Source organism: Stenotrophomonas sp. YJH_SMC_4 (genome assembly GCF_059371575.1).
In genome coordinates, this window is sequence record NZ_JCAFUR010000003.1 from 145,149 (window position 1) to 160,977 (window position 15,829).

General features: G+C 64.8%; 25 protein-coding genes and 1 tRNA gene. 17 read left to right on the forward strand and 9 right to left on the reverse strand.

The genetic code is table 11. The features are described 5' to 3' along the window. Positions 1–3 precede the first annotated feature (3 nt). From AC5P9F_RS06740 to AC5P9F_RS06765, 6 genes are all read right to left on the reverse strand, one after another. The gene (locus AC5P9F_RS06740) at positions 4–474 is read right to left on the reverse strand and encodes a hypothetical protein (RefSeq protein WP_005409387.1); all 471 of its coding nucleotides are present in this window, start codon (positions 472–474) and stop codon (positions 4–6) included. 95 nt (positions 475–569) lie between these two features. Beyond that, positions 570–917 (reverse strand): hypothetical protein, encoded by a 348-nt coding sequence (locus AC5P9F_RS06745; RefSeq protein ID WP_005409386.1) that lies wholly within the window; start codon positions 915–917, stop codon positions 570–572. Positions 918–977: 60 nt separating this feature from the next. Then, a complete protein-coding gene (locus AC5P9F_RS06750) occupies positions 978–1,190 on the reverse strand; it encodes a hypothetical protein (RefSeq protein ID WP_032965820.1) in 213 nt (70 codons plus the stop codon). A 53-nt stretch (positions 1,191–1,243) separates the two neighbouring features. Then, the gene (locus tag AC5P9F_RS06755; RefSeq protein ID WP_005409384.1) at positions 1,244–1,609 is read right to left on the reverse strand and encodes a hypothetical protein; all 366 of its coding nucleotides are present in this window, start codon (positions 1,607–1,609) and stop codon (positions 1,244–1,246) included. 42 nt (positions 1,610–1,651) lie between these two features. Next, on the reverse strand, positions 1,652–2,059 hold the full coding sequence (locus AC5P9F_RS06760; protein ID WP_099497630.1) for a phage tail terminator-like protein: 408 nt from the start codon (positions 2,057–2,059) through the stop codon (positions 1,652–1,654). After that, positions 2,056–2,481: a hypothetical protein gene (locus AC5P9F_RS06765; protein WP_049449892.1), complete on the reverse strand. Its 426-nt coding sequence runs from the start codon at positions 2,479–2,481 to the stop codon at positions 2,056–2,058. Before AC5P9F_RS06765 ends, AC5P9F_RS06760 begins: the two co-directional genes overlap by 4 nt. Here AC5P9F_RS06765 and AC5P9F_RS06770 point away from each other — a divergent pair. The 6 genes from AC5P9F_RS06770 to AC5P9F_RS06795 are packed head-to-tail and all read left to right on the forward strand — an operon-like array spanning position 2,474 to position 4,751. Further along, a complete protein-coding gene (locus tag AC5P9F_RS06770; RefSeq protein ID WP_145983838.1) occupies positions 2,474–2,974 on the forward strand; it encodes a hypothetical protein in 501 nt (166 codons plus the stop codon). The genes AC5P9F_RS06765 and AC5P9F_RS06770 overlap by 8 nt on opposite strands. Beyond that, positions 2,974–3,264 carry a hypothetical protein gene (locus AC5P9F_RS06775; protein WP_005409379.1) on the forward strand — a complete coding sequence of 97 codons (291 nt, stop codon included), beginning with the start codon at positions 2,974–2,976 and terminating at the stop codon, positions 3,262–3,264. The genes AC5P9F_RS06770 and AC5P9F_RS06775 overlap by 1 nt, the downstream gene beginning before the upstream one ends. Further along, entirely contained in the window at positions 3,261–3,482 is a 222-nt protein-coding gene (locus AC5P9F_RS06780; RefSeq protein ID WP_005409378.1) for a hypothetical protein, read from the forward strand. Before AC5P9F_RS06775 ends, AC5P9F_RS06780 begins: the two co-directional genes overlap by 4 nt. After that, positions 3,479–3,736, forward strand: coding sequence for a hypothetical protein (locus AC5P9F_RS06785; RefSeq protein ID WP_005409377.1), 258 nt, complete (start codon positions 3,479–3,481; stop codon positions 3,734–3,736). The genes AC5P9F_RS06780 and AC5P9F_RS06785 overlap by 4 nt, the downstream gene beginning before the upstream one ends. Next, positions 3,733–4,488 carry a hypothetical protein gene (locus AC5P9F_RS06790; protein WP_125899037.1) on the forward strand — a complete coding sequence of 252 codons (756 nt, stop codon included), beginning with the start codon at positions 3,733–3,735 and terminating at the stop codon, positions 4,486–4,488. Before AC5P9F_RS06785 ends, AC5P9F_RS06790 begins: the two co-directional genes overlap by 4 nt. Next, positions 4,485–4,751: a hypothetical protein gene (locus AC5P9F_RS06795; RefSeq protein WP_005409375.1), complete on the forward strand. Its 267-nt coding sequence runs from the start codon at positions 4,485–4,487 to the stop codon at positions 4,749–4,751. The genes AC5P9F_RS06790 and AC5P9F_RS06795 overlap by 4 nt, the downstream gene beginning before the upstream one ends. On the opposite strand, the gene AC5P9F_RS06800 is transcribed toward AC5P9F_RS06795, so the two are convergent. Beyond that, on the reverse strand, positions 4,727–5,347 hold the full coding sequence (locus AC5P9F_RS06800) for a hypothetical protein (RefSeq protein ID WP_133050649.1): 621 nt from the start codon (positions 5,345–5,347) through the stop codon (positions 4,727–4,729). The genes AC5P9F_RS06795 and AC5P9F_RS06800 overlap by 25 nt on opposite strands. Before the next feature lie 64 nt (positions 5,348–5,411). Between AC5P9F_RS06800 and AC5P9F_RS06805 the strand changes: the two genes are divergently transcribed. The 4 genes from AC5P9F_RS06805 (at position 5,412) to AC5P9F_RS06820 (ending at position 7,498) form a co-directional block, all read left to right on the forward strand. Beyond that, positions 5,412–5,714, forward strand: a complete 303-nt coding sequence (locus AC5P9F_RS06805; RefSeq protein WP_049449894.1) for a hypothetical protein — start codon at positions 5,412–5,414, stop codon at positions 5,712–5,714. Positions 5,715–5,723: 9 nt separating this feature from the next. Further along, the gene (locus AC5P9F_RS06810) at positions 5,724–5,951 is read left to right on the forward strand and encodes a hypothetical protein (protein WP_005409372.1); all 228 of its coding nucleotides are present in this window, start codon (positions 5,724–5,726) and stop codon (positions 5,949–5,951) included. Then, positions 5,948–6,259, forward strand: a complete 312-nt coding sequence (locus AC5P9F_RS06815; RefSeq protein ID WP_005409371.1) for a hypothetical protein — start codon at positions 5,948–5,950, stop codon at positions 6,257–6,259. Before AC5P9F_RS06810 ends, AC5P9F_RS06815 begins: the two co-directional genes overlap by 4 nt. A 249-nt stretch (positions 6,260–6,508) precedes the next feature. Then, complete coding sequence (locus AC5P9F_RS06820; protein WP_099497627.1) at positions 6,509–7,498, forward strand: tyrosine-type recombinase/integrase; 990 nt, start codon at positions 6,509–6,511, stop codon at positions 7,496–7,498. A 93-nt stretch (positions 7,499–7,591) separates the two neighbouring features. Here AC5P9F_RS06820 and AC5P9F_RS06825 read toward each other — a convergent pair. Continuing rightward, positions 7,592–7,668, reverse strand: a tRNA-Arg gene (locus tag AC5P9F_RS06825). A gap of 183 nt (positions 7,669–7,851) precedes the next feature. On the opposite strand from AC5P9F_RS06825, the gene amaB reads away from it, so the two are divergent. The 7 genes from amaB (at position 7,852) to AC5P9F_RS06860 (ending at position 14,556) form a co-directional block, all read left to right on the forward strand. Beyond that, positions 7,852–9,384 (forward strand): L-piperidine-6-carboxylate dehydrogenase, encoded by a 1,533-nt coding sequence (amaB, locus tag AC5P9F_RS06830; protein WP_012480007.1) that lies wholly within the window; start codon positions 7,852–7,854, stop codon positions 9,382–9,384. Beyond that, positions 9,384–10,223: an SDR family NAD(P)-dependent oxidoreductase gene (locus tag AC5P9F_RS06835; RefSeq protein ID WP_012480006.1), complete on the forward strand. Its 840-nt coding sequence runs from the start codon at positions 9,384–9,386 to the stop codon at positions 10,221–10,223. Before amaB ends, AC5P9F_RS06835 begins: the two co-directional genes overlap by 1 nt. 219 nt (positions 10,224–10,442) lie before the next feature. Further along, positions 10,443–10,727: a DUF4190 domain-containing protein gene (locus AC5P9F_RS06840; RefSeq protein WP_005413144.1), complete on the forward strand. Its 285-nt coding sequence runs from the start codon at positions 10,443–10,445 to the stop codon at positions 10,725–10,727. 4 nt (positions 10,728–10,731) lie between these two features. Next, positions 10,732–11,502 (forward strand): class I SAM-dependent methyltransferase, encoded by a 771-nt coding sequence (locus AC5P9F_RS06845; RefSeq protein ID WP_049459949.1) that lies wholly within the window; start codon positions 10,732–10,734, stop codon positions 11,500–11,502. Positions 11,503–11,510: 8 nt separating this feature from the next. Beyond that, positions 11,511–12,566, forward strand: coding sequence for a quinone-dependent dihydroorotate dehydrogenase (locus AC5P9F_RS06850; RefSeq protein WP_005409365.1), 1,056 nt, complete (start codon positions 11,511–11,513; stop codon positions 12,564–12,566). Positions 12,567–12,574: 8 nt separating this feature from the next. Further along, a complete protein-coding gene (murB, locus tag AC5P9F_RS06855; RefSeq protein ID WP_049459957.1) occupies positions 12,575–13,636 on the forward strand; it encodes a UDP-N-acetylmuramate dehydrogenase in 1,062 nt (353 codons plus the stop codon). Between the two features lie 32 nt (positions 13,637–13,668). Then, positions 13,669–14,556 carry a DMT family transporter gene (locus tag AC5P9F_RS06860; protein ID WP_032966688.1) on the forward strand — a complete coding sequence of 296 codons (888 nt, stop codon included), beginning with the start codon at positions 13,669–13,671 and terminating at the stop codon, positions 14,554–14,556. A gap of 153 nt (positions 14,557–14,709) precedes the next feature. Here AC5P9F_RS06860 and AC5P9F_RS06865 read toward each other — a convergent pair whose 3' ends face one another. After that, entirely contained in the window at positions 14,710–15,750 is a 1,041-nt protein-coding gene (locus AC5P9F_RS06865) for an aminoglycoside phosphotransferase family protein (RefSeq protein ID WP_005413140.1), read from the reverse strand. Positions 15,751–15,829 lie beyond the last annotated feature (79 nt).

A 15,829-nucleotide genomic window follows, 5' to 3' on the forward strand; every position in this document is an offset into this window, starting at 1 on the left:
GGGTTAAGGGCCGCCCGGTGCGGCCACCGTGATCGGCGCCTGATTCAGCGCCAGGGTGAAGGTGTTGAGGATGAAATCCTCATTGCGGCCACCGGGCACGTTGGGACCGGTCACCAGACCCCGCAGATACTCGATGGAGCCGTCGGCGCGTTCCACCTTGAACGCATAGGCGTCCGGGACGTTGGGGGCGCCCGCGGCGCGCAGGGCCACCTGCCCCGGGTCGGTCAGATCCTCGGCCACCTTCACCTGCGGGTCGCCGGCGTTGGTGATGCCCTTGCCCTTCAGGGCAACCAACGTGTCCAGCGTGTCGTACTGCACGATGTTGGTGTTGATGCCGCGCTCGCCGATGCTGCCGACCTTCTTCACCTGGACGAAGGTCAGGGCCGCGAACTCGGTTTCGGTCAGGTCGGCATTCTTGGGGGTGACGCAGATGAAGAGCTTGGAACCTGCGTTGGTCTTTGCTTCAGCGGCCATAGCCGTATCTCCTCGCGATGGGCGTAAAAAAACCCGCCACGGGGCGGGGTCGTTGAAAAGAAAAAGCCCGCTGGGCAGCGGGCTTCTTGTGGCAATCAAATTTCGCCGTAGTAGCTGATCTTGTAGGCCAGCGGGTTGTAAGGGTTAGACGGCCAAGCCAGCGCAACCGACGTTCCAACCCCCAGATCGCCACTGACACTGACAATCACATGCTCTCGCTTGTCGCTGCCATCTGCTGGCAAGATCCGAAGCGATGATTCTTTGGACCCGGCGCCGAGCTGTATTGGAACCAGCCTCCCTTGACCATCGATCATCGTTCCTTGCGCCCCAATCCATTTGGAAAGAGCCCCAGGGAGGCTGTCGGCGTTAAGGATGAACCCATAGGTCGGGCCACAATCATTATCATTGCTGGACGCAGGAGCGAAACTGAGTTGGTACGGCATGGACGTCTCCTATTTTTTAAAGTCAAGTAGACATGGGGACGCCCAGATCTAACGCAAGCGTTACTTTTTCGGTGACAGTTTTGCAGACACCAGTTGCATGGCCTGCGGCCGGGTGAATCCCGCCTCCACGTAAGCCAAGTACTCGGCCCGGACGAATCTCGCCTGCTCAGCGCAGAACTCGTCCAGCAGCTGCCGGTTCCGCTTCATGCGGGTGATGGCATCGCGCATGGCCTGCAGCTCACCCTCGTTCGGGATCTCGTTGCTGCTGACCAAATGGAGATTGGGTGGCGTAGGTCGCATGTGCTCCAATTGAACTGATCGAACCGTCAAATTCTAAGATCGGAGCCTTGCGAGAGAGCGGTGAGCAGCCCATGCAAGTGAAGCACAGCCTTCCTAGCTTCCTTCTCTGCCTGATCGTGGTTGCGCTGGGCTTCGGCCAATTTCAACTTAGCCTCGTCTTCCGCACGCTTGAAAGCCCGCTTCCTCTTCGACGCATCTATTGCAATCTTCAGAGCATCCAGAGCAGCCAGCACACGTCCTTTCGCGCCTGCGTCCAGTTCGCCTTTCTGGAGTAACCCAATGTCGTGTCGAACTGTGTCAAGACATTGAGAGAGATACGCGGAATCGTCCTCGGAGACGTCGTCCAAATTGATACCAGACAGCTCGCTTTTGAGCGCAGCAATATCGTCCATTATTCGCTTCCCATGACTGTCATGGACGATGTTAGCAGGGTTTCAATCAGTGACGCCCCGCCAAGGTATGGTCACCGGATGCATCACCCGCTCCGGATCCTGAATGATGCTGGACGTCCAGGGCTTCCTCTCCACCCGCATGCCGGCGAAGGTCGTGCCCTTGGCGAAGGCAGCGATGATCTGGTCCGTCATCGCGGTACCGACCATGATCCCCTGCCCGGGCCGGTAGCAGGCCGACAGCTGGCCGAACCCCTGCATCAGGAACGGGCCATCGTCCTCGATGCCGTAGTTCTCGGTCCGATTCGGGAACCACTGCAGCTCCAGCCAGCGGGCACCTTTGCCGGTGGGCGGCGTGAATCCCTGCCCCGGGTAGGAGCAGGCCAGGCCCTGCGCCGCAGCGAACTGCCCCGCCAGCGTGGCGAATGCGTCATAGATCGCGGTATCGCTCATCCCATCCGTCCTTTCACGTCGGCGGTGACCTCGGCCACGATGAAATCCCAGCGCTGTGCCGCCGCGCGCGCGAAGCCCTTACCGGTCTGGGCATAAGTTCTGCCCAGGCTGTCCTCGCCCTGAAAGCCGTGCTCCATGCGCATGGCGTACTTCGCTGTCCAGCCAGCCCACACGGTCTGCCCCAGCTCAATGGTGGCGAATACCACCTCCGGCGGCTGTGCCCCATCCGTAGGCATACCCTCGACCGAGGCCGCAACGGAGTTGCGCAGGGTGCCCGTGACGACCGGCATCTTCCCGCCCTGTCCCTCTGGCGTGCCGGCTTCCTCCATCAGCTTCGTGGCCGACTCGCGGAAGATCACGCCCTGCATGGCCTTGGCCTTCTCCGTGAAAGCGCGGACCTGGCTCCCGAACTTATTGGCCACGCTTCACCTCCGCCGCCATGTCAACCCGGTATTGCTTCATGCAGCGGCAGCCGATGGTTTCCTCCGGACCGGCACCGAGCGACGTGTCGCCGGGGAACCGCATCAACGCACCGCTGGGGGTTTGGAACGGCTCTCCGAACCGGCGTACCTGACCATTCATCGCCTGGTGGCTGTGGCGTCCTCCACCACGCCGCTGATCAGGCGCGAGGAATTCGACTGCAGCCAGCTCTCCACGCCACGGTTGCGCATGTCGAACCCGAACCGAAGCAGCGGCGTGTCGTTGGCTGGGTTGTACCGCCCGCGCACCTGCTGCCGCAGCGATAGGGTCGCCCCGCTCTCGATCAGCGCCGACGGTCTGGCCCTGCTGGGGTTCAAGCCGATCAACGCCACCGGCGCGGCGAAGCTGTACGACCAGGCGCAGTTCCCGGACATGTGCCGGGCCATGATCCACGGCCTGCAGGATGCGGCCGACCAGTACCCGCTGGCAGCGTGATGGAGTTCTGGCGCACCAGCGAACTGCGGGCCCTGCGCCAGATGGAGGGCCGCGACGCGATGACCGTTGCGGCCGCCCTCGGGCGCTCGCCCCGCGCGGTCCAGGACATGGCCCGCTGCCAGGGGATGCCGGTACCACGCCAGCCTCACGCCCTGTACTGGCCGGCCACCACTAAGCGCCGCGCCCGGCAGCTCCGGGCCAGCGGCAACACCGTCAACCAGATCAGCGCCGCGCTGCGCGTCGCGTTTGGGACCGTGCGTCGCTGGGTCTACGAAGGAGCAGCAGCATGACCAGCATCCACGTGAAGCCCGTCTTCAGTGGCGCGACCGATCGCGAAAAGGACCAGGCCCGGCAGAAGCTGGCCGGCGACATGGCGCGCTTCGAGGCCGGCGGCGGTAAGGTCCAGATCCTGGGCAACAGCGGCATCGACAAGAGCACGATCGGCCGCCGCCAGGTGGTTGAGGGTGGACACTATCGCCGCGGTGGCAAAAAGGCAGCACAGGCATGAGCCGCCACATCGAACGCCGCGCGCCCAAGGAGACGCTGGGCTTCGCCTGGGGCCGGTTCCCAACCTTCGGCGGCAGCGCAATCACGTGGCGCCTGTACCGCCGCGACCACCGCCGTGCACTGCATATGCACGTGCTGACCTTCTTCGCCCATGACGATCGAGTTGTGATCGCCGGCCACCTGCGGCGCGCGCGCCGCTACCTGCGCGACAAGGTTGACGAAATCGACCTGCAGGCGATGGGGGTACACGCGTGACCTATCAGGTGACCAATCCGTCTTCAATCAACTTACGGCTCCTACTCGGTTCGGCCCTCAAGTTCGAAGGATATGAACTGCAAAGCGACGTTCGTGGCAAGCCCCCGTATCCAATCAAGGTGATTCTTGAGGATCAGGAAGTCCGTAGTCTCTCCTCCATACGCCCACGGCGAATCCGGGCCAACGGCATGCAGTCGAGCTCGCATGTTCCTAACTCGCTCTTCCAATGTCTGGTCAGCGCCAATCAACGTCGCAAGATCAGCACCCAAAGCATCTGGGAGGTTGTGAATTCGATCCTCTACCGCACGGCCGCCGGGCAAGAGTGGCATCGACGCTTCATCCAGCATACCAACCAGCTTGTCGCCATTCTCAATATGTGGCAGCCCAACGAAGCTCACGGCGGAGTCGAGCTGTCTGAGAAGACCTCCGACACGCAGCGCCAGATGGGTCACTTCATGGCGCAGCCTCTTGCCGAGAATACGAGCCTGGGCGTCTCGCAGATCAGCTGCCTCTTGGTGCTGCTGCTGAGCAATGTCCTTCGCCTTCTCAGCAATGTCCTTCGCCTTCTCGGCAATGTCCGTAGCTCGATCCGACGTTTTGTATGCGAGCACTGCCACCACTGTAGTGGCAATCGCTGCTATCGCACCGACAAAAACCGCAGCCCAATCGGCCAAGTTTCCTACGTCGTCCGCCAACGGACAAAACTCAATCGCCATAGACCCTCCCTGATGTTGGAGGGCATTCTGCCATGACCCACCACCGCTGCGACCGCAGGCTACCGAAGCGCACCGAGGGCTTCGCTCGGGGCCGGTCCATCGACAAGGTGCTGGGCGGCCACGTCCTCACCTACCGCCTGTTCCGCCGCGACCTGGCCGGAAAGCTGCACATCGAGACGCGGACGTTCCAGCTCACCGACCACCGCCGGCACATCGCGCTGCAGCTGTTGAACTCCCGCCGCCAGTTGTTCGGCCGAGTGAAGAAGATCGACCATCAGGCGTGGGGAGTGTCGACATGAGCTTCAACTCGCTCATTCGAGACCATCAGCAGCTTCATGCGTGCACTCGCCGCAGCGAATGCTTTGGCAGCACCTTGCACGCTATTGCAAAGAACCTCGAACTGCTCCTCCTGTCCGTCTCGATCGTTAGCTTGTCGAAGCAAGCGCACGTTCTCAGCACACAGGTCAGTAAGGGCAAGCCCCATCGCCAGCTGCTCACAAATTTCCGTTGGAAGGAGATTGAGTCGCCCAATCTCTTTTTTCGACCTTACCAGACCTGGACCGGCAGCCAAACGCTCCAACTTGTCCAAGTTAACTTCGCTTTCTACTGCCCATTCGAGCGAATTCCCCGTGACAAGATGTTCGAGAAGATCTGCATAGGATATCGCTGCAGAAAGCACCTCTGCGTAAATGAGCGCGATCAAAACCGCCTGATCACGACGTCGGACCTCATCGTCACGCTCCTTCATCTGCCGAGCGAGTTCGTGCGATGCGCTCGCCGTTCGATTCGCAGCTTTCGTAACGAGCCAAACCGCGACAGCTCCAGCAGCAGCTACTCCGGCCGCAATCCAATCCGCAACGTTGCCCCAATCTGCTGCCAGCGGACAAATACCCATGGCCACACCTCCTTGATGTCGGAGCGAATTCTGCCACGCGGCTGCCATGCGCAGGAGAATGAGAATGGCTGACCAGCTGCTCACCGCTTGCGCTGGTGCTGGCGGAGGTGCGCTCATGGCTGAGGCAATCGACCACCGCGAGGTCGGCCGGCAGCTGGCCAGCATGTCCGGGGTCGAGCTCGACTCGATCGCCCCCCAGGACGCTCGTCTGTGGGAGGCCCGCGGCCACGCACTTCAGGCGCTCGCTGCCGGCGACATGGACGCCGCGCTGCGAACCATGGGCATGGTGTCCTCGCGGATCATGGACCGAGACGAAGCATGGGAGATCGCATCGAACGCGGTAGCCGTCCGCATTGCTGCCGGCTAGACGCGCGACATGCTGGACAGCAGCACCGAGGCCGGCCGCGCGCCGTGTGGTCGCGGCTACTACCTGCTCTGCTCCGGAGCCATCGCGGTCTGCTACTTCCCGATGGTTTTCATCACCGACATGAACGGCCGCGGCTACCACTTCCATGTCGCCCAGGACCTGCTCAACGAGCGAGATCCCAGCCCCTACGCCATTCGTCGTCCGACCGTGCCGCAGCAACTGGAGATGTTCCGATGATCGCCCAGGACACAACGCACGTGCCTGACCCCGATGAGGACGAGTACGACCGCCGGCGCCTGCCGGGTGCGTACTCCCAAACGCTCCACCACATCCGGGAGCTGCGCAAAGAGCGGGACGCATTGCTACTGCGTAGCCACGCCGGTGACCGATACAGGTCCGCCCAGCACTCACGGTTCATCAGGAACAGCGAGAACTATGCCGCGCGACTTCTGGTGCGAATGCAGCAACTCGGGATGGGTGGATCCGGAGCCGCCTCTATCGCGCCACTACCGGCACTGCCGGCCCAACTGGACCTGTTTGCATGAGCACCGCCACCGAGCAGCTGCGCGCTGCGCTGGCCACGAACTGAAGGAGGACCCGATGGGAGCTGCTGAAAAGCTAGACATCGTCGGAAAGGACTGGCTGACCGTGGACGAGGCCGCGCACTACTGCGGGGTTTCACGAAGCCAGTTCGATTCGAACATCGCCGACTACGGCATCGAACCACGAAATTTCATGGGCAAGAAGCTATACGAGAAGGCTGTCCTCTACTCTGCAATCTACGGCTCCAAGCAATGGTCAAGGTCACAATCTTCTGGCACGATGGCGCCGCGTACCTCAACTGGCGGGAAGGCGGCAAGCGAAGCCGTGTCGCCATTGGTCGCGTCAGCCCACGCGAGGCTGAGGGCGTACGAGCAGCGAAAGAAGCGGAACTGACCCATGGTGTGCGCATCCTCCCCCGGCTGCCCACTGTCAAGGATTTCTTGGAGGCGTACCTGGACTGGTACAAGGCGGAACACCCGACCACGCACGGGAAGGCAAAGAGCGAGGTCCGACTGTTCATTGCTCGCTTCGGCCATCGACCGATCGACACCCTGCGCCCGATGGAAATGGAGTCATACAAGACAGATCGCCTGACCAAGGACAAGGTGGCACCAGAGACCGTGGGCAAGGAAGTGCGTAGGCTGCAGGCCGCGTTCCGGCGTGGCGTGAAGTGGAAGGAACTGGACTTCAACCCGCTGGAGGAAACCCAGGCACCGCGCGGCGTCCGCAGCGTAGCGGTGCGGTTCTACGACCGGGCCGCGATGCGCAAGCTGTACCGTGCGAACCCCGGTCGGGCGCCTCTGTGGCTTTTCATTGCCCACACGGGTCTGCGCCGTGGTGAGCTGGTTGGACTGGGCAAGGATTCGGTGGCAGGGAGCAGACTCAGGGTCGAGAGCGAGCCAGACGAAGATGGCCAGGGGCGCACGAAGTCAGGCAAGTGGCGCGAGGTGCCGCTTAACCGGTATGCGCGCTGGGCGCTGCGCCGCCTACCCGATCCGCTGGTGGCCGTGCACAAAGACACCGTATCCGACTGGTTCGCGTCCAATGCCAAGCGGGCTGGGATCGGCGGCAGCCTCCACCGACTACGGCACACCTTCTGCGCCCACATGGTCATGGCCGGAGTGCCATTGCGACGGGTGCAGATTCTGGCCGGACACGCTGATTACGCCACGACCGAGAAGTTCTACGCTCACCTAACTCCTGAGGGCGACGATGGCGCCGTAGCGAAGCTCAAATACTGATCCGCGGCGTTGGGACCACTGGGACCAAATCCTGTGGATATGCAGGGAACAGTGGGAAATGCTCGCCACTGAGTCTTCCTAAGTTATTGATTCTGGTGACCCCGGCCCGATTCGAACGGGCGACCTTCCCCTTAGGAGGGGGACGCTCTATCCAGCTGAGCTACGGGGCCATGCAGCCGGGAAGTTTACAGGCAACACACCCTACCCTCCAAGCATTCGTGCTCCACACGGCGGCGCTGGCGCGTTGCACCATGGCCGGACAGGCCGCTCTGCTACCATCGGCGATTCAGTTCATCGCGCCCCCCACCTGCCCGCGATGGCACCAAACAACGTAACGAAACACAGGAGTCCGCATGTCTTCCGAGCTGCTCAAGTCCCTTGGCCTGGACGCGATCAACGCTGGCACGTACCTGGGCAACGGGGAGTGGTCGAGCGCGACCAGCGGTGAGCTGATCACCCCGGTCAACCCGACCACCGGCGAGCCGATCGCGCAGGTCCGCGCGACCACCGAGGCCGAGTACGAGACCGTCGTCGCCCGCGCCCAGGAAGCCTTCAAGATCTGGCGTACCACGCCAGCCCCGCGTCGCGGCGAAGCCGTGCGCCTGTGCGGCGAAGCACTGCGCAAGCACAAGGACGCCCTGGGTTCGCTGGTGGCGCTGGAAATGGGCAAGAGCAAGCCGGAAGGCGACGGCGAAGTGCAGGAGATGATCGACATCGCGGATTTCGCCGTGGGCCAGAGCCGCATGCTGTACGGCTACACCATGCATTCCGAGCGCCCCGGCCACCGCATGTACGAGCAGTACCACCCGCTGGGCCTGGTCGGCATCATCTCCGCCTTCAACTTCCCGGTCGCGGTGTGGAGCTGGAACTCGTTCCTGGCCGCCATCTGTGGCGACGTGTGCATCTGGAAGCCGTCCAACAAGACGCCGCTGACCGCCATCGCCTCGCTGAAGATCTGCAACGACGCCCTGCGCGAAGCCGGTTTCCCGGACATCTTCTTCCTGATCAACGATGCGGGCACCGCGCTGTCGGAAAAGATGGTCGATGACCGTCGCGTGCCGCTGATCAGCTTCACCGGCTCGACCCAGGTCGGCCGCACCGTCAACGAGAAGGTCGCGCGTCGCCTCGGCCGCTGCCTGCTGGAACTGGGTGGCAACAACGCCATCATCCTGGACGAAACCGCCGACCTGAAGCTGGCCGTGCCGGGCATCGTGTTCGGCGCCGTCGGCACCGCCGGCCAGCGCTGCACCACCACCCGCCGCCTGATCGTGCACCGCTCGATCTACGCCGACGTGCTGGCCACCCTGGTCAAGGCCTACAAGCAGGTCGAAGGCAAGATCGGCGACCCGACCGATGCGGCCAACCTGATGGGCCCACTGAACAGCGACGGCGCCGTGCAGCAGTTCCTCGATGCCATCGCCCAGGCCAAGGCTGCCGGCGGCACCATCGAAACCGGCGGCACCCGCATCGACCGCGCCGGCAACTTCGTGCTGCCGGCGATTGTCTCCGGCCTGAAGAACAGCGATGCCGTGGTCCAGCACGAGACCTTCGCGCCGATCCTGTACGTGATGCCGTACGACACCCTCGATGAAGCCATCGACATGCAGAATGGCGTGCCGCAGGGCCTGTCGTCCTCGATCTTCACCCAGAACCTGAAGACTGCCGAGAAGTTCCTGTCGGCCGCTGGCAGCGACTGCGGCATCGCCAACATCAACATCGGCACGTCCGGTGCGGAGATCGGCGGCGCCTTCGGTGGCGAGAAGGACACCGGCGGTGGCCGCGAGTCCGGTTCGGATGCGTGGAAGGTCTACATGCGCCGCCAGACCAACACCATCAACTATTCGGACTCGCTGCCGCTGGCCCAGGGCATCAAGTTCGATCTGTGATGGCAGACGTTTCTGCCATGGCTGCGGGTCAGAGCCCCTCCGGGGATCTGACCCCTGCCCAGGGCCGGATCCCCAATGGGGCTCCGACCCTCGACTTCACCGGTCGCCGCGTGCTGATCGCCGGCGGCAGCAAGGGCATCGGTCGTGAAATGGCGCTGGCATTTGCCGGCGCCGGTGCGCAGGTCTCGGTCTGCGCACGTGGCCAGGCCGGCCTGGATGCCCTGCGTGCCGATGCGCAGGCACAGGGCACCCCGCTGCATACCGTCTCCGCCGATCTGGCCGACGCCGGCCAGATCCAGGCCTGGCTGCAGGCCGCTGCCGATGCACTCGGCGGCATCGATGTACTGATCAACAACGCTACCGGCTACGGCATGGCCGACGACGAGGATGGCTGGGCCGCCAGCCTGCAGATCGACCTGATGGCGGCGGTACGGGCCTCGCGCCTGGCACTGCCGTGGCTGCGCGCATCCAGCGATGCCTGCATCCTCAACCTGTCCTCGATCGCCGCACAGCAGCCGCGCCCCGGTGGCGCGCCCTACGCCGCCGCAAAGGCCGCGCTGTCGCACTACACCACGTCGCAGGCATTGGCGCTGGCCAGGGACCGGATCCGGGTCAATGCGATCGCGCCGGGCTCGATCGAGTTCGATGACGGCCTGTGGGATCGCCGCCGCACCGAAGATCCGGCGCTGTACCACGGCACCCTGGCGAAGATCCCGTTCGGCCGCTTCGGCCATCCGCGCGAAATTGCCGACGCCGCCCTGTTCCTGTGCTCGCCGCTGGCGCGCTGGGTCACAGGCAGCGTGCTCAACGTGGATGGCGGCCAGGTGTTGATGGGCTGATACCGGCACTCCGGTCGCTGCCAACCTTGGTTGGCATGCCTTTCGCCGACCAAGGTCGACGCCTACCCTGCTGAAATGCCTTTCGTCGACCGAGGTCGACGCCTACCAGGGCTTGCACCTCGTTCGCCCACCAGGGTCCACGCCTGCCATCGCATCCGCCGGGCATGGGATTGCCCGGGCAGAGGCACTATCATGTGCACACTGCCAAGGAGGACCCCGATGAGCGTGGCACCCCGACAGACAAGCGCCCTGGCCGTGGTCAGCCTGGTCATGGGCATCGCCAGCTGGACCGTCCTGCCCTTCGTGGCCAGCATCGTGGCCATCATCACCGGCCACATGGCCCGCGCCGAGATCCGCCGCCGCCCGCACGAACTGGAAGGTGATGGCCTGGCCGTTACCGGCCTGGTGCTGGGCTGGGTGATGGTCGGCGCGGTACTTGCCGCCATCCTGGTCTTCATCCTGTTCTTCGGTGGCCTGGCGTGGCTGGCCGCGGTGTCGAACTGACGCCATGACCACCTCCGACAGCACTGAACGCTTCAGCAGCCGCGTCGCCGACTACGTCCGCTACCGGCCCGATTACCCGCCCGCGCTGCTGGAATGGCTGCACGGCCCGATGGATGTCAGTCACCAGGCCCGTGTCGCCGACATCGGTGCTGGCACCGGCATTTCCAGCCGTCAGTTTCTGGCCAGCGGTCATCCGCTGGTGGCGGTCGAGCCGAACGCCGCCATGCGCGCCGCCGCCGAAGAGTGGCTGGCGCCGCAGTATCCGGGCTTTTCCGCCGTCGATGGCCGCGCCGAGGCCACCGGCCTGGACGATGCCAGCATCGATCTGGTCAGCGTCGCGCAGGCGTTCCACTGGTTCGACACCGTGGCGGTGCGCGCCGAGTGGCAGCGCATCCTCTGCCCCGGTGGCCTGGCACTGATCTACTGGAATTCGCGCCTGCTCGATGCCAGTCCATTCCTGGTCGGCTACGAACAGCTGCTGCTGGACTACGGCACCGATTACACCGCGGTGGCCGAGCGCTACCAGGACGATGCCACCATGCAGGCCTGGTTCGGCAGCGGCCTGCGCGGCATGGTGGAGTTGCCGAACGTACAGCATCTGGACTTCGACGCCCTGCGCGGGCGCCTGCTGTCCTCCTCCTACGCACCCCAATCCGGTCATCCTCGCCACGCGCCGATGATCGACGCTCTGCAGGACCTGTTCGCCGCCCACGCGGTCGACGGCCAGGTCGCTTTTGAATATCGAACCCGAGCCTTCCTCGGCACGCTGGACTGAACCGACGCATGTATTCGCTTGCCCGCCCCTTCCTGTTCTCGCTCGACGCCGAGCGCGCCCACGGCCTCGGCCTGTCCGCACTGGACCTGGCCTACCGCACCGGCACCACGCCGCTGCTGGCCGCACGCATCGCGCCGATGCCCAGCACGGTGTTCGGGCTGACCTTCCCCAATCCGGTCGGCCTGGCCGCCGGCCTGGACAAGAATGGCGAGCACATCGATGCGCTGTTCGCGCTCGGCTTCGGCTTCGTCGAGATCGGCACCATCACCCCGCGCCCGCAGGCCGGCAACCCGCAGCCGCGCCTGTTCCGCCTGCCGGAACACAACGCGATCATCAACCGCATGGGCTTCAACAATGCGGGCGTGGACGCGCTGGTGCGCAATGTCGAGCGCGCGCGCAACCGCCGCGGCCTGCTCGGCATCAACATCGGCAAGAACAAGGACACCCCGAACGAACAGGCGGTGGACGATTACATCGCCTGCCTGGACAAGGTGTATCCGCTGGCGGACTACATCACCGTCAACATCTCCTCGCCCAACACCGCCGGCCTGCGTGAATTGCAGGAAGAGACCGCGCTGCGCCAGCTGGTCAGCCAGTTGCGCGACCGCCAGGAAGATCTCGCGGCGCGCCACGGCCGCCGCGTGCCGATGCTGGTCAAGGTTGCACCGGACCTGAGTGACCGCGACATCGATGCCGCCGCGCGCGTGCTGGGCGAACTGCAGGTGGACGGCGTGATCGCCACGAACACCACCATCGACCACAGCAAGGTGGCCGGCGACCCGCTGGCCAACGAGGCCGGCGGCCTGTCCGGTGCGCCGGTGCTGGAGCAGTCCACCCTGGTGCTGCGCCGCCTGCGCTCGCGCCTGCCCGAATCGGTACCGCTGGTGGGTGTCGGAGGCATCCTGTCCGGTGCCGATGCGGTGGCCAAGATGGCCGCAGGCGCGGCGCTGGTGCAGTGCTACAGCGGCTTGATCTTCCGTGGCCCGGCGTTGGTCTCTGAATGCGTGGAGGCGATCCGTCGCCGCCGCGAAGCGCCGAGCCGCGGCGCGGTGGCCCCACTGTGAGCGCGCCCATGGATACCGTCGACGGCAACGCCCCGCTGCGCTGGACGCTCACCCGCAATGCGCCGCTGCAGGCGCTGAACACCTTCCACGTGCAGGCCAGCGCCGCGCAGCTGCTGGAACTGCACGATGCCGCACTGCTGCCGGAAGTGCTGGCATTGCCCGAAGTGGCCAGCGGTCCCCTGTTGGTACTGGGTGCCGGCAGCAACGTACTGATCGCCGAAGACCTGCCGGGCACCGTGCTGGTGTTCGGCAACCGTGATATCAGCTTCCTGGAACACCGCGCCGACCATGCGGTGATCCGCGCCGGGGCCGGCGTGCCCTGGCATGGCCTGGTGATGTGGTCGCTGCAGGAAGGCTTGTCCGGGCTGGAGAACCTGGCCCTGATTCCCGGCACCGCCGGTGCCGCGCCGATCCAGAACATCGGCGCCTACGGTGCGCAGGTCGGCGAGTTCATCCAGGCGGTCGAGGCCTGGGACTGCCAGGAACAAAGCTGGGTACGGCTGGACAACGAGCAGTGTCGCTTCACCTACCGCGACAGCGTGTTCAAGCAGCAGATGGACCGCTACCTGATCACCGCCATCGAACTGAAGCTGCCGCTGCTGCATGACCTGCGCATGGACTATGCCGGCATTCGCGAGGAACTGCAGGCACAGGGCGTGGAGCTGCCGAGCGCGGTGGACGTGGCCAACGCGGTGATCGCGATCCGCCGCCGCAAGCTGCCCGACCCGGATGTGCTGGGCAACGCCGGCAGTTTCTTCAAGAACCCGGTGCTGCCGCTGGAACAGGTCGATGTGCTGCTGCAGCACTTCCCCGACCTGCCCGTGTTCCCGGCCGAGCAGGACGACAAGCGCAAGGTCTCGGCGGCATGGATGATCGAGTCCTGCGGCTGGAAGGGCTTCCGCGAAGGCGATGCCGGCGTGGCCCCCAGCCACGCGCTGGTACTGGTCAACCATGGCAATGCCAGCGGTGCTGAACTGCTGGCGCTGGCGCGACGCATCTCCGCCTCGGTGCTGGAGAAGTTCGGCGTGCCGATCGAACCGGAGCCCCGCCTGCTCGGCGCACAGTGGTGAACACCCCCGCCCTCTCCCCCAGCGCCACCCCGATGCGGGCGGCGCTGCTGATGCTCGGCAGCACGATGGCATTCGGCCTGATGGCCGTCGCCATCCGCTACGCCACCCGGTACGTACCAACCCAGGAAGTGGCGTTCTTTCGCAATGCCTTTGGCCTGCTCGCGTTGCTGCCGATGCTGCTGCGCCCCGGCCATGCACCACTGAAAACGCAGCAGCTGCCGCGTTATTTCGTGCGCAGTGCGATTGGCTTGGGTTCGATGCTGTGCGCGTTCTGGGCACTGGGCCATCTGCCACTGGCGCAGGCGGTTTCCCTCTCGTACTCCACGCCGTTGTTCGTCACCATCGCCGCCGTGCTGTGGCTGGGCGAGACCGTGCGTATACGGCGCTGGGCCGCGGTGGTGGTTGGATTCATCGGTGTGCTGGTGATCGTGCGCCCCGGTACCGCCGGCTTCACCGCGGGCAGCCTGGTAGCGGTGGCAGCCGCCGTGCTCAGCTCATTGGTGGCGATCCAGATCAAGCAGCTGACCCGTGTCGACAGCGCTGACACCGTGGTGCTCTACACCTACGTGTTCTGGGTGCCGCTGTCGCTGGTCCCGGCACTGTTCGTCTGGGTCTGGCCCTCCGGCATGGCGTGGCTGTGGCTGCTGGCCACCGGCGTGCTGGGCACCGTCGGTCAGCTGCTGTGGACGCGGGCGTTGCGCCTCGGTGAAGTCTCGGCGCTGACCCCGATCAGCTTCCTGCAGCTGCCGCTGGTAACGCTGCTCGGCTGGCTGCTGTTCAACGAAAGCGTGGATCGCTGGACGCTCATCGGTGCCGGCATCATCCTCGCCGCCAACGCCTACATCGCCCACCGCGAAGCGGTGTTGTCGCGCCGCGCCGCAAGCGCGGCGGCCTCGGCAGCGGCCAAGCCCGCCGAATGAAAACCATCTGCATGGACAAGCCATGGGGCCTGCACAGGCAAGCCCAGGGTCGTGCATGGACAGGCCATGGGTAGAGTCGACTGTTAGTCGACTGCTTTTCGTTCGGAGCGGGCAGAAACCGCGCTGCGCGCGATAGTCGACTAACAGTCGACTCTACCCGGGGCGATCCTGGCAACGGCCTGGAACCTGATCCAGCGCGCGATATACCCGCTCCGCCGCATCGAACACATTGCCCGGTGCGAACTGCTCCCCCAGGTAGTGCAGTGACTGCCGGCGCAACTGCGGCGATCGGTCCTCCCCGTCACTGCCCAGCAGCACCTGCTGGAACTCGATCAGGTCCTGCAGAATGCGCCAGTGCCGGTACCAGGCGATCCAGCGCGGATCACCGCGGTCGCTGCCGTAGCCCTCCTCGAACCCCAGTGGATTCTCGCGACCCCAGCGCCCGCCAACAGCGGCACCGATGAACATCAGGTCACGCTCGCGCGGGGCCAGTGACAGACCATCCCAATCGATCAGGTGCAGGCCCCCGTCATTGCCCATCAGCAGGTTGCCGGCATGCAGATCGGTGTGGCACAGATGCAGGTCTACCGGCGCGTCCTGCAACGCCGCTAGCAGCTCCCGTGCCTGCGCATGCAGCGCCGCGATGCGCGCATGCTGCTGGTCCCATACCGAAACGAATGCGCGGCCCAGCCCGTCCTTCGCGGCCGCCAGGCCCTCGCCGGCCAACCATTGCCCGACGGTCTCCAGCGCCGCGGTTTCCAGCCGTACGATCGGCAGTGCCTGCTGCAGTTCCGCCGGCAACTGCGCGCCATGCAGGCGCCGCAGCACCTCCCCCAGCCGTTTCCACTGCGTGCGGCTCAACGCCGCCTCGAACCCGGACTGGCCTTCCACATACGGGAACAGGGTGAACTGCAATCCCCAGCGCTGCACAGACGCACCACCGGTCAACGCCGGCCACGGCGCGACGATCTCATCGATACCCAGCGTGCCGCGCATCCAATGCAGGCTGTCCCACACCGCTGGGGCGACCTGGTAGGTACGGCATTTCAACCACCACTGCCCGTGCCGCGCATCGACGCGATACACGCTGGCATTGGCGTCGGCGCCCACCGGGCGTGGCACCACGGCGGTGGGGGTGATGCCATAGGATTGTTGCAGGACTTCGCCGAGATGCTGCGCCGAAGCGAATGACATGGATGCAAGCAGAAAGTGTTACCTGCCACCACTATCGCAGATGCGTTCGCCGCGGCACAGACATGTCCGTCACAACATC